The organism is Longimonas sp., from assembly GCF_040409695.1.
Classification (GTDB): domain Bacteria; phylum Bacteroidota; class Rhodothermia; order Rhodothermales; family Salinibacteraceae; genus Longimonas.
In genome coordinates this window covers 1-11903 of the sequence record NZ_JARWGJ010000074.1, presented here as the reverse complement: position 1 = coordinate 11903, position 11903 = coordinate 1, and the positions used below count along the sequence as shown (strand labels likewise).

At 58.4% G+C, this 11903-nt stretch carries 14 protein-coding genes; 5 read left to right on the top strand and 9 right to left on the bottom strand.

The window, feature by feature from the left end; genetic code table 11:
- From PPP56_RS04545 to PPP56_RS04525, 5 genes are all read left to right on the top strand, one after another.
- On the top strand, window positions 1–602 hold a 602-nt coding region (locus PPP56_RS04545; protein WP_353562847.1), incomplete at its 5' end, for a sensor histidine kinase.
- A 302-nt stretch (window positions 603–904) separates the two neighbouring features.
- Window positions 905–2020: a sensor histidine kinase gene (locus PPP56_RS04540; protein WP_353562846.1), complete on the top strand. Its 1116-nt coding sequence runs from the start codon at window positions 905–907 to the stop codon at window positions 2018–2020.
- A gap of 228 nt (window positions 2021–2248) precedes the next feature.
- Window positions 2249–2668 (top strand): response regulator, encoded by a 420-nt coding sequence (locus PPP56_RS04535; protein WP_353562845.1) that lies wholly within the window; start codon window positions 2249–2251, stop codon window positions 2666–2668.
- 170 nt (window positions 2669–2838) lie between these two features.
- Window positions 2839–3222, top strand: a complete 384-nt coding sequence (locus tag PPP56_RS04530) for a hypothetical protein (protein ID WP_353562844.1) — start codon at window positions 2839–2841, stop codon at window positions 3220–3222.
- Window positions 3223–3313: 91 nt separating this feature from the next.
- Window positions 3314–4075, top strand: a complete 762-nt coding sequence (locus PPP56_RS04525; RefSeq protein ID WP_353562843.1) for a prolipoprotein diacylglyceryl transferase — start codon at window positions 3314–3316, stop codon at window positions 4073–4075.
- Between the two features lie 175 nt (window positions 4076–4250).
- Here the strand turns inward: PPP56_RS04525 and PPP56_RS04520 are convergent, their stop codons facing one another.
- From PPP56_RS04520 to PPP56_RS04480, 9 genes are all read right to left on the bottom strand, one after another.
- On the bottom strand, window positions 4251–5984 hold the full coding sequence (locus tag PPP56_RS04520; protein WP_353562842.1) for an ATP-binding protein: 1734 nt from the start codon (window positions 5982–5984) through the stop codon (window positions 4251–4253).
- A gap of 163 nt (window positions 5985–6147) precedes the next feature.
- Entirely contained in the window at window positions 6148–7224 is a 1077-nt protein-coding gene (locus tag PPP56_RS04515; protein ID WP_353562841.1) for a class I fructose-bisphosphate aldolase, read from the bottom strand.
- Window positions 7225–7399: 175 nt separating this feature from the next.
- On the bottom strand, window positions 7400–7717 hold the full coding sequence (locus tag PPP56_RS04510) for an ABC transporter permease (RefSeq protein ID WP_353562840.1): 318 nt from the start codon (window positions 7715–7717) through the stop codon (window positions 7400–7402).
- A complete protein-coding gene (hisF, locus tag PPP56_RS04505) occupies window positions 7714–8505 on the bottom strand; it encodes an imidazole glycerol phosphate synthase subunit HisF (RefSeq protein ID WP_353562839.1) in 792 nt (263 codons plus the stop codon). Before hisF ends, PPP56_RS04510 begins: the two co-directional genes overlap by 4 nt.
- A gap of 139 nt (window positions 8506–8644) precedes the next feature.
- Window positions 8645–9439, bottom strand: coding sequence for a 1-(5-phosphoribosyl)-5-[(5-phosphoribosylamino)methylideneamino]imidazole-4-carboxamide isomerase (gene hisA / locus PPP56_RS04500; RefSeq protein WP_353562838.1), 795 nt, complete (start codon window positions 9437–9439; stop codon window positions 8645–8647).
- A 55-nt stretch (window positions 9440–9494) separates the two neighbouring features.
- On the bottom strand, window positions 9495–10124 hold the full coding sequence (gene hisH / locus PPP56_RS04495; protein ID WP_353562837.1) for an imidazole glycerol phosphate synthase subunit HisH: 630 nt from the start codon (window positions 10122–10124) through the stop codon (window positions 9495–9497).
- A gap of 60 nt (window positions 10125–10184) precedes the next feature.
- Entirely contained in the window at window positions 10185–11006 is an 822-nt protein-coding gene (proC, locus tag PPP56_RS04490) for a pyrroline-5-carboxylate reductase (protein WP_353562836.1), read from the bottom strand.
- A gap of 88 nt (window positions 11007–11094) precedes the next feature.
- Window positions 11095–11700 (bottom strand): imidazoleglycerol-phosphate dehydratase HisB, encoded by a 606-nt coding sequence (gene hisB / locus PPP56_RS04485; protein ID WP_353562835.1) that lies wholly within the window; start codon window positions 11698–11700, stop codon window positions 11095–11097.
- Window positions 11701–11723: 23 nt separating this feature from the next.
- On the bottom strand, window positions 11724–11903 hold a 180-nt coding region (locus PPP56_RS04480), incomplete at its 5' end, for a Uma2 family endonuclease (protein ID WP_353562834.1).

The window sequence follows — 11903 nt, the reverse complement described above, 5'->3', positions numbered from 1 at the left end:
CAATCGAGAGCATGCAGAAAGCAACAGCACAGCTGCAGCGCATGGCACGCTCGCTCACCGACCTGGCAAAGCTGCAAGGCAAACAGATCGACATGGCACGGGAGGTGCAAGACATTCGTCCGATTGTGACCGAAGCCGTCTCAGGGATTGAAATGTATGCGCGCGAAGAGCACAGCGTGTCCATCTGTCACAGCATCTCAGCAGCGCCGCTGTATGCACCGATTAACAAGGCGTCGCTGCGGCGCGTTATCGACAACCTGACCTCAAATGCCGTGCAGTACAGTTCGCCAGGCAGCACGGTGACGGTTGAGGCCGAACCGGCTACGAAAGCCGTAAAGAAATCACCCGGAGATGAAGAAGTTACGTCTTTGCAACGCGAAGACGAAATACGCATAACAGTATGCGATAATGGTCCTGGTATTAGTAAAGATTTGCGCAACAAGCTCTTTGAGCCGTACGTGCGAGGCGACTCTGGTACGGGAAGCGGGCTTGGGCTTACTGTGGTGAGCGAACTTGTTGTGGCGATGGATGGCGACATTGCTGTGCGCTCCAAAGAAGGAGAAGGAACGGCCTTTTACGTATTTTTTCCCGTTGCGTCATAGAGGCACGTTTTTGCTTGGCCCCTCGCTTTGCTCTGATGGGCATAGGCCGATGATGTGACTGTTAACTTATAACTCGCCCAAAATACACGCAAGTACGTGATGTGGTTATGAGGAAAAAGGATACGACTTCATCTACATCCGATTCAGATATATCCCATTCGGGGACATCCCATTCAGAGACGTCTCTCTCTGCAAAAAGAACATCCGAAACGCAGGGGGCAGGTGGCACGTCCTCTCAAGCCAATGAAGACAGCGGGCAAGAAAAAATCCCATATGAGGGAGCGACGCATCCTCGTGAGTATATGGACCGAGAAGGCGTCGAGGTTCGCCAGTTGGTTAACCGGCTTCCGGGTGCGGTCTATCGCTGTACCTACGATACAAAATGGGACTCGCTGTACATGGGAAGCGGGTTCAAAGACATCTGCGGAATCCATCCGCGCACGCTCGACCCCAGTGGGCGGTCGTTCAAAGAAGTCGTTGTTGAAGAAGACCTCGACCGCATCCGGAAAGCCGTGCGCACCGCGGTCGATGAGGATGCCTATTACCGGGTGGAGTATCGCATCCGCAGTGATGAGGGAGAGGTGCGGTGGGTGCAAGACAACGGGCGCCCCTGCCTTGCAGACGATGGGTCTGTGAAGTGGCTTGATGGCATTCTGCTTGACATCACGAAGCGCAAGCATGCCGAACATGGACTTTTGCGGGCCGAGGAGCAGGTCGAAGCGCAGGTCGAAGCGCGCACCGAAAAGCTGCGCGAGCTCTCGGCTGCGCTCACAATGGCTGAACAGCGCGAGCGCTCACAGATTGCCAGTACGGTACATGATGACCTGCTACAGTATCTGTACGGCATCCAGGTACAGCTTCAGATGCTGGTGAATGGTATTGAAAGTACCGATGCCCTTGATGTTACTGCACTTCCCGTATCGCCTGCACAGGTCGACGAACTGATGAACGAAGCGATCGCATCAGCCCGCCGGCTTACGCTTGATCTGGCTCCTCCTGTTCTTGAAGGCGACGGTATCATGGAGGCGTTGCAATGGCTCCGCACACACTTTCAAACCCAGCATGGCTTCGCCATAAGCCTTCAAGATGAATCCGAGGGTACAGCCTGTTCCGGGGAGGTGCGCACAGTGCTTTTTCGGGCCGTGCGCGAGCTGCTCGCAAACGCATGTGAATACGCCGACACGCACGAAGCATCCGTGCGTACCTATACCAACGACGATAACTTCTGCATTGATGTAATCGATGAGGGCAAGGGATTTGATTGGGAGGGCGTGATGAAAGGAAAGAAAAAGCGAGGCGGCATCTGGGAGGTTCAGGAACGACTGCGGTCGGTTGATGGGAAACTACACCTTGATACAGCACCAGGTGAAGGAACACATTGCAAAATATGCGTTCCCGTTTCTGCTATGAACGGGTAGGTGCGCATCCAATAACATGACAAAACAGTGCAATACAGCGACCGTGAGCACAGAGTCTCTTTGCGTTGCTATCTTGCGTTGCTATCTTGCATATGTTGCCCAAGCAGTACCTATGTTATAACGCAAGAGCCCTCTGTGAATGATGTCTTTTGTGTATGGTGTAACAGATTAAGAGCAACGCACTGAAGCCGTCCTTATACGAATCATTCCTACCTACTTGTACACCTTATGGAATACACGATCTACATTGTTGAAGATCAGGACCTTATGCGCTCATCAATGCGGACCTACCTGTCTTCGGAAGATGACTTTACGGTTGTGGGTACGGCCGAAAGCGGCGAAGCAGCGCTCCGCGACCTCAACGAAGACGTTGAATCGTTGCCAGACATCGTGCTTGTTGACGTAGCCCTGCCGGGTATAAGCGGTATTGAACTGGTCCAGAAACTACGCGCCATGCATCCTGGCCTAACGTGTCTGGTGCTCTCGGGGCATGCCGAAGAGTCATACGTTGAAGCGGCTCATGAGGCGGGCGCACGCGGGTACGTCATGAAAGGGAAGCCGGATGAGTACATTGAGGCCATCCGTGTTACCTTGAAGGGGGAAAGCTATCGTAGCGAGGCTGTTGCATCAATGTGGGACGAAGCATAAGCATCTCTGTACCCCGTCCAACTGGTGACTTGTTGAATCCAGCAATTGCCAGCCGGTATCTTGCCAAAGATATTCCGCTGAAGCGGCGTCGCAACTACCTTTCGCGCGTGCTGCCACCTGGACTGCGATTTACATTACTTGTCTCCCTCAACTTTTTTCAATGCGCTGGTATGACCGATCGAGAACTGAACGACCACCTTGCAGCCCTCGTAGACACTACAGCGAAAGCACACGAACGTCTTCGAGGCGTGCAAGATGCGCTGGCCGTCATCAGGCAGACCGCTGAGCGGATCCACATTCCAGATCCTGAGAATATAGATCCAGATCGGCTGGCCAACCAGGATATCTGGCGAAAAGAGGCGAGCCTGGTATCCCGCCGTACCACCCTGCTCCTGTGGCAGGCTGCATCGCTGCTCAACGAGACAGCAGGCGAGATAAAGCCGGTCCTTGAACCTGTTTCGCCTTCGTCTCAAGACAATGAGCAGCCTTTTGATCAGAAAACGATGAATGGGGCTGTGCACAACGTCGACGAGAATACGAATACAGATGGATGATGAGTTAATACGTTGCCTCTGTTAAGATTTTCTCGGGTACCGCGTACCACGCGGCCTTCTCGACACTTTGCTCACTCAATTCATATCTCTCATGCCTGAGACCTCATCTGACGTGAACGCCCAGCTAAACGCACTGGATACGCGCGACATCACGCTGCCGCGGCGGCTCTGGTCGTGGCTTGTGACCAAAGCAAACGACAACAATACGTCGGTTGACGAGATCGTGGCGCGCCTCATTGATACCTATCGCCACCCCGAGGTAGCTACACGAGAGCTCGGCGAGGCAAATACGATGATCCACGAGCAAGAAGAGCAGTCCCGCTCAGCAACGCAGCCTGCATCCGAAACAACTGAGTCAACTCGACCTGAACCGCCCGCCTCTGAAAAGTCTGAGTCTGCGACGGACGAAGCTTCGGCCACGTCAGAGAAAGATACAGTGGCAGACACCACGCGTCCGCAGGGCGCGCCGCCACCCAGTGCGAATGCGGAGGCAAATTTTGATGCAGATGCTACCCCAGAGGAGCGTGGAGAGCGCGAACATAAAGGGCAAGGTGTAGAAGCAGAAAAAGAAGCAAAAAAGGAGACCTCGGCTGCCGAGCGCCTGCGTAAAGCCAGCGACCGCCTTCGTCATCTGATGAACGAGAGCAAGAGCAAAGACGATACCTCTGAGCAGAGCAAAAAAAAGACTGATAGCAAGGCGGGCGCCCGCATTAGAGAACTGCTCAGCAAGAACGACAAGCTGCGTACGCTTGAACCGCCGGAAACGGCCTCGCGCAAGTCGCCTGAAGAAGGCGTCTCGATGTTTGACGTTGCTGCCAAAAACGAAGGCAACAGAACAACTGATAAATCCTAAACAGACGCCCGATATCACAGCGCACGCGCCTCTACTGGCGGCCGGCCTGCCAGCGGTTAGGCCCACCTGCAGTCAGGCCAGTGGGGGGAGGTTGCGCAAGGGTGGGGGGGCATTCCATCTCTTACATCCTCTTTCGCTGGGGAGCATGAGCGCGGTCTATGTTTCCTTGCGTCGTCTAAATGCGGCGCTTCAGATTGTCAACACGTTGTACGACTTCGCTTCGCTCCATAGAACGGTACGGCTCGGGCAAGAGCGACTTGCTTGTGCATTCCAGCACCGAGGCCAGGGTCTGTAGCTCTATTTCCTGGGGATACGTGGGCGGGATGAAGTCCTGAACCGTCGCCTCTAAAATCTCGGGCGTTACCTCACTTTCTTCGGCTGCCGCCCGGAACGAAGCACGCGTCATAATCGCCTCCATATCCGCACCGCTGAAGGTGCGATCGCCGGTGAGCAAGACATCGGGTACGTCGTCGACGGGAATATCGACTCCTGTGCGCCGCATCATCACCTGCAGAAGCTCCTCGCGGTCTTCGCGATTGTGGGGATAGAACAGCGCCAGGTGCTCCTCGGCGCGTCCCTGACGCTTCAGGTCGACCGGCATCAGATCAGGGCGGGCCGTCATCAGGAAAAAGATCACCCGTCCGCGGTGCTTAGGATTGCTCATGAACGAGACAATCTTGCCAAAGACACGCTGCGAGACGCCCGAGTCGCCCTGTGCATTTCGGTTGCCAAGGGCTGCGTCGGCCTCGTCGATCATGACGGCGACGGGGGTCATCGCCTCCAGCAGGTTCAGTATTTTCTCCAGGTTACCTTCGGTAACGCCCTGCCACTGCGACCGAAAGTTCTTCAGCATCACCATCGGAATGCCAATCTCGCCGGCAAAGCACCGGATCAGAAAGGTCTTGCCGCATCCTACTGGACCGCAGATGAGGTAGCCCATAGGCATCACATCGGGCCGGTTGGCCCGAAGCGCCTGGGCCGCCTGCCGCAGGTGCGTCTTTGCTTCTCGGTGGCCGGCTACGTCGTCGAGCGAGAAGTCGGTGTCGACAAATTCGAGCATGCCATACGCTTCGGCCTCGATAAAGTCTTTGCGCAGCTCAGCGAGGCGGTCGAAAGTGAGCCGGGTCTTGTTTTCGAGGACATCGGCGAGGATGGTTCGCAGCTGGGTCAGGTTAAGTCCCGAGGTCGCATTAGCCAGGGTGGAGGGCGGCATGTCGGCATGCTCGGTGTAGACCGTGCTGCGGTCGCCGATATACCAGCTGGCGAATTCAGCGCGTGCGTCTTCATCCGGAATAGGAACCTGAACCTCGGCGGTATGCGGGCTCTGAACGAGCTGCTGGTTCAGGTCGGTCAGGTTCTCGGTGACGAGGCAGAGCGTAAAGTCGTTGTCGAGAAAAAGCGGGTCGCGCGCCCACTTCTGCAGGTAGACCAGCGCCTGGCGGTCTTCAGCCGAGTACATAGCGGCTTCGGCCATGGGCGCGATGGTTTCGGCATAGTCAATGATGCAGGCCATGCGCCTGCCGTCGGATAGGCGCAGACGCAGGTAGTTTTCAAGGAGCGGGAATACGCGTGAGGGCTCCTTAGGAAGCTTTTTGGCGTACTCGGTGCCGAAGAGGCTGTCGTAGCCCGACACCGCACGGCTAAAATCGCGCTTAGAGGCCTTGTCGGGAAAGTGGAGTCCGGATGAGCGATCGTACTGAATAACGAGGTCGCGCGCGGCAAACAGGTCGTCGGTCAGGAAGTCGAGGAAAGGGACGTACGTGGGGGCACCGTCGCTGGGCGTTACCGTGCGGATAACGTCGCGCACGTCGCCATGCAGCAAAAACGTAGAGATGGTCTTGGTCAGGTACTTCTGAGCCAGGTCGTTGGCCCAGTCGGGGTAGTGAGCCGTGGGGTTAGCAGCAATCATGGCGTAGCGCAAGAAGGTTCAGTACGAGAGGATGGGGGCGAACAAAGCACCCCGTGCGCATCCCCCTGAAACAGTAGGGAGACGAGGCACGGGGTGCGGTAGCATCGCAACGTTACGACGCAACGGTACAACAGCGAGCCCGCAACAGCAGGCTGGTGCCGGTTTAAGCAACGGTGATGCTATCGTCGAGGTAGACGTCTTGCAGCGAGTTGACGATATCAACGCCTTCGTCCATCGGGCGCTGGAAGGCTTTGCGCCCGGTAATCAGGCCCATGCCGCCGGCGCGTTTGTTGATAACCGCGGTACGCACCACCTGGGCTTTGTCGTTTTTGCCCGAGCCACCGCCCGAGTTGATGAGCCCGCAGCGCCCCATGTAGCTATTCATGACCTGATAGCGGGTCATGTCGATGGGGTGATCGCCCGAGAGGTCGGTGTAGATGCGCTCGTCGAGCTTGCCGTAGCTGGAGTCGCCCATGTTGAGCGCCCGGTAGCCGCCGTTCAGCGTCGGCTGCTTCTGCTTTACGATGTCGGCCTCGATGGTTACACCAATGTGGTTGGCCTGCCCGGTGAGGTCGGCAGAGGCCTCGTAATTGTCGCCGTCGATCTTGAAGTTGCTGTTGCGCACGTAGCACCACAGGATGGTGAACATGCCCAGCTCATGCGCGCGAGCGAAGGCATCCGACACTTCCTCGATCTGACGGGGCGATTCGTCTGAGCCAAAGTAGATGGTGGCACCGACACCTACGCAGCCCATGTCGAAGGCCGAGTCGACGCGAGCGTAGGGCGTCTGGTCGTAGGTATTCGGATAGGAGAGCAGCTCGTTGTGGTTAAACTTCAGGATGAACGGGATTTTGTGGGCGTACTTGCGGGCCATGCTGCCAAGCACGCCATACGTAGTAGCCACGCCGTTACATCCGGCCTCCATAGCCAGCTCGATAATATTTTCCGGATCGAAATAGATCGGATTCGGAGCGAAAGAGGCGCCGCCCGAGTGCTCGATGCCCTGGTCGACAGGAAGAATCGACAGGTAGCCGGTGCCGCCGAGGCGTCCATGGTCGAAAAGCGCTTGCATATTGCGCAATACGCGCGGATTACGGTCGGAGTCTTTCCACACGCGATCCACAAAGTCGCCGCCGGGCAGGTGCAGGTGGTCCCGGTCGATCATGCATTCGTGGTTGAGCAGGTCGTCGGCTTCATCGCCCAGAAGCGCAGCGATATCAGTGGTTGGGGTGTCAGCCATAGGTCTGGAAGGTGCTTTTGAGATAAACGAAAGTGAAAAGGAGCCGCATGTGCAGGCCGCGTTTACAGCACGAGCATCTGCATACGTAGGCTAAGATACAAGCCAGAACGTGCGCTGTCCACCCCTAAGGCGATGAAGATATGCAGGTTTGGAGGAGATGCACGCTCGTAAGGCCCTAACGTGCTGAAGAATCGTCACGGTCCGACGCGTATTCTTCGGGGTATTTCTCAGAGGGATGCCGACGGTGGCGCTGGGCATAAAGGTCCTCGCCATCGTCAACGCGGCGGGCTGCCCGAAGCTGCAGGTAGACGCCCACGGCTGTACAGAGGAGTACAAACGCAATCAGGGCCGGCCAGAAAGGGGCTTCATATCCGAACTGTGAGGCGCGTACTTCAGGATACCGGATGGCCTTATCAACCAGCCAGGCGATGATGCCGCCGCCAACGAGAGCAAAAACCAGAGCGCCAAGGCGAAGGAGCCGAGCAGGAGTCATGAGTGCGAGGTAGGAACGGTGCGAATCGGGCGAACAGGTAGGTCGGCGTCGAGCAGGAAGGACTTGGCCTCTTCGACGCTGTACTCACGAAAGTGGAAGATGGAGGCGGCCAGTACAGCGTCGGCATGGCCGTCGCGCAGGCCGTCGCGCAAGTGCTCCAGCGATCCGGCGCCCCCAGAGGCGATTACAGGGATGCGTACGCGCTCGCTGATTGCACGGAGCAGTTCGTTGTCGTAGCCCGACTTGGTGCCGTCGCGGTCCATCGAGGTGACGAGCAGCTCGCCGGCCCCGCGCGACTCGACTTCCTCTGCCCATTCAAGCGCGTCGAGTCCGGTTGGCTTGCGTCCGCCATGCACGAACACCTCCCAGCCGTCGCCGTCCTCGCGCCGCCGGGCATCAATCGCAACAACGATGCACTGCGAGCCAAAGGCTTCGGCGCCTTCGGTGATGACATCTGGCGTTTTAACGGCAGCGGAGTTGATCGCAATCTTGTCGGCGCCGGCATGCAGCATAGCGCGCATGTCTTCTACGGTACGAATGCCACCGCCCACGGTAAGCGGAATAAAGACTTCGTCGGCGGTGCGCCGCACCACGTCGTGCATGATGGCGCGGTCTTCATGGGTGGCAGTGATGTCAAGAAAGACAAGTTCATCAGCGCCTGCTTCGTTATAAAAGCGAGCCTGCTCGACCGGGTCACCGGCGTCAACCAGATCCACGAAGTTCACGCCTTTCACAACGCGGCCTTCGTCAACGTCGAGACAGGGAATGATGCGTTTGGCTAAGGGCATGTTGTTTGGGAGGATGGACGGGTGGAGGGTGTGGAAGTCATGATGCGGGTGGGGCTGATAGCCGCGGCGCTAAAACCATGACTAAGAATTTATCATGTGCGTTTCTTCTGTTCTAAACAAGTACATCAATACCTATCTCTCAGTGCAGCACCGAGGGGTCGTGCAGGGGGGCAGTCGAGAAGGCGTCGAGGTCGATCTCGTTCTTCTCGTTCCAGCTCCAGAATTGCTGACATGGAAAGACGTTCTCGTACAAAGCTTTGCCCACGATCACGGAGTCGACGCCGTAGCGTGCCAGCGTCTGAATGCCCAGCAGGTCGCGGTGCTGACCAACGCCGCCTGAAGCGGTAATCTTGGTGGTCGTGAGGGCACTCCCCATCGCGCGATACGCGTTGAGGTTGGGCCCTTCCATCGTGCCGTCGCGGCTGATGTCGGTGTATACGATGCGCTGCACGCCGCGGTCTTGCATGTCAAGCGCCAGCTCGACCGCATCCACGCCCGAGCCTTCAGTCCAGCCCTGCACGCGCGCCTCGCCGTTGCGGGCGTCGATACCCACAACGATGCGGCGTGGCCCAAACCGCTCAATCGCCTTGCTGATCATCGGCGGATTGCGCACCGCCGCGGTGCCGATGATAACGCGGTAGACGCCCATCTCCAGCGCAGCAGCAATATCGTCGAGCGAACGGATGCCGCCGCCCATCTGCACAGGGATGTCCAGCGCATCCGTAATTCCACGAATGGCCTTCCGGTTGGGACTGTCATCGCCGCGGGCTGCGTCAAGGTCCACGACGTGCAGCACGCGTGCATTCTGCACGCGCCACAGCTTCGCCATCTTGACGGGGTCGTCGAAGTAGACCGTTTCTTCGTCGTACGATCCTTGATGAAGACGCACGCAGCGTCCGCCGCGCAGATCGATAGCTGGAATCACGAGGGCCATAGGCAGGGTCGAGGCTCGGTGGGGGAGGCGGATACAACAGAACTACCTGCTTGAATCAGTTAAGCGCGGCAAAGTTTTTGAGCAGCTGGAGGCCTACAGCATGACTCTTCTCGGGATGGAACTGCACCCCAAACACATTGTCGCGCTGCACGATCGCTGGAAACGCATGGTCGTACGTGGCCGATGCCAGCACGTCGGCGTCGTGCTCGGCCTGTGCGTGATAGGAGTGTACAAAATAGACATAATCGCCCGGTCTGATGTCGGCCAGAAGCGGCGAGTCGCGATGCACGTCGAGCGTATTCCAGCCCATGTGGGGCACCTTGTGGGTGGGCATATCGGCGGTAGCGTTAGCGGCATCGTTGAAGTGGACAACCGCACCGGGCAAGATGTCGAGGCCTTCGTAGGTGCCGCGCTCGTGGCCTTCGCTAAAGAGCATCTGCATACCTACGCACACACCCAGAAAGGGGGTGCCCTGGGCAACAACCTCGCGCACCACAGGGGTTAGCTCGCGGGCAGCCACCTCGGTCATGCAGGCCCCAAACGCCCCCACGCCGGGCAGCACCACGCGGTCAGACTGCACAATGGTGTCGGCATCGTCGGTGCGCACGACGTCGGTGCCAACCGCCTCGAAAGCCTTTTCAATGGAGCGCAGGTTGCCGATGCCGTAGTCGATGATGGTGGTCATAGAAAAAAGAGCAAAAGCGAGTAAATCAGAGGGATGCGAAGCGGCAAACGAGATCCGAAGCTACTCGTCGGATTCGTTTAGCTCGCGGGAGCGTCGCGTGGCGGTGTCGACTGCGTTGATGAGCATGGTGCGCAGGCCGTGCGCCTCCAGCTCAGATACAGCAGCAATGGCGGTGCCGCCGGGGGTGGTCACACCATCGCGCAGGATGGCGGGGTGCTCGCCGGAGTCGCGCGCCAGCTTGGCGGCGCCATATACGGTTTGCTTCGCCAGGCGCGCTGCGGTTGTGCGGGGCAGGCCCTGCCGCACGCCCGCATCGATCAGCGCTTCAATGAACATAAATACATAGGCGGGGCCGCTGCCGGAGAGACCAGTTACGGCGTCCATCTGCGACTCGCTTACCACTTCAGCGGTGCCGACCGCCTCAAACATCGCGGTAGCCAGCTCCAGATGCGTCTCAGTTGCGGTGGCGCCGGCGGCCAGGGCCGTAGCGCCTGCATCGACCAGCGCGGGTGTATTGGGCATCGCCCGCACAATCGGGTTGGCGCTGTCGAGCTCGCGGGCCAGCGTGGCGCTGTGGATGCCCGCCAGCACAGAAATCACCAGAGCGTCGTTGTTGAGTACCGGGCGAATGGCGTTGAACAGGTCGGCACGCTGGTACGGTTTGCACGCCACCAGGACGATGGTAGCCTTCTCAACCGCAGCAGCGTTGTCGGCGGTGACGCGGATGTCGGGATAGGCGTTGCGTAGAGCGGCCTGTCCGGCGTCGGAGCGGCGCGTGGCAATGATGCGCTCGGGCGGAAGCAGGTCGCCGATGAGTCCGCCCAGCAGGGCTTGCCCGATGCTTCCGGCACCGAGAATGGCGAGCGTATGGTTGTCAAACATGGGGAAGGGGGAGAGCAGTGGAGAGGGGCTGCGTACAGGGGCTGCGTACAGGGGCTGCGTGCGGGAGGCGCGGTCGTATCGTTGTGCGCTAAATCGTCCCTTTCGTAGAGAGCACCCGGTCCTGCGCCAGGTCGCGATGCACGGCCGTTCTTAGCGCACGGGCCGCGGCCTTGAAGAGCGCTTCGACCTTGTGGTGCGTGTTCGACCCGTAGAGAACCGTAAGATGCCAGTTGCAGCGCAGGTGCTCGGCAAACGAGTACCAGAAATGAGGAACCATCTCGGTCGCGAGGTCGCCCACGGTAGGCCGCCCAAAGTCGGCATCCACTTTACAGTAGAAACGCCCCGACAGATCAACAACGCTCCGAGCGAGGGTCTCATCCATCGGCACGTAGGCATGTCCATAGCGGGCAATGTGGGCTTTGTCGCCGAGGGCCTTGCGGAAAGCCTGTCCGAGCGCGATTGCGACATCCTCGGTAGTGTGGTGGTCATCGACATGCAGGTCGCCGTCGCACGTCACCTGCATCGAGAACCCGCCGTGGCGCGCAAACAGATCGAGCATATGGTCGAGAAAGCCGATCCCGGTGCTGTTTTCGTACTCAACCTGATCAGGGTCGAGGTGAACCGATACAGAGATATCGGTTTCGTTGGTAGTACGAGAAACGGAGGCCGTACGGGGGGGCAGGTCGGTGGGCATACGCAGTTATGTTGCGAGAGCGGTTACTTCGGGAGAATATCAGTGCAGGCAATGACAGCATCCGCAAACGGCAGTGCGAGCATATCGTTGCACTTCCGGGTGTGCTTGGCAGCATAATCACCGTCGTTGGGATCGGTGTACACCTCAACGCAGCCCGACGGCAGGTTCACGATCCAGTATGCGGGGATACCATGCTGGGCATA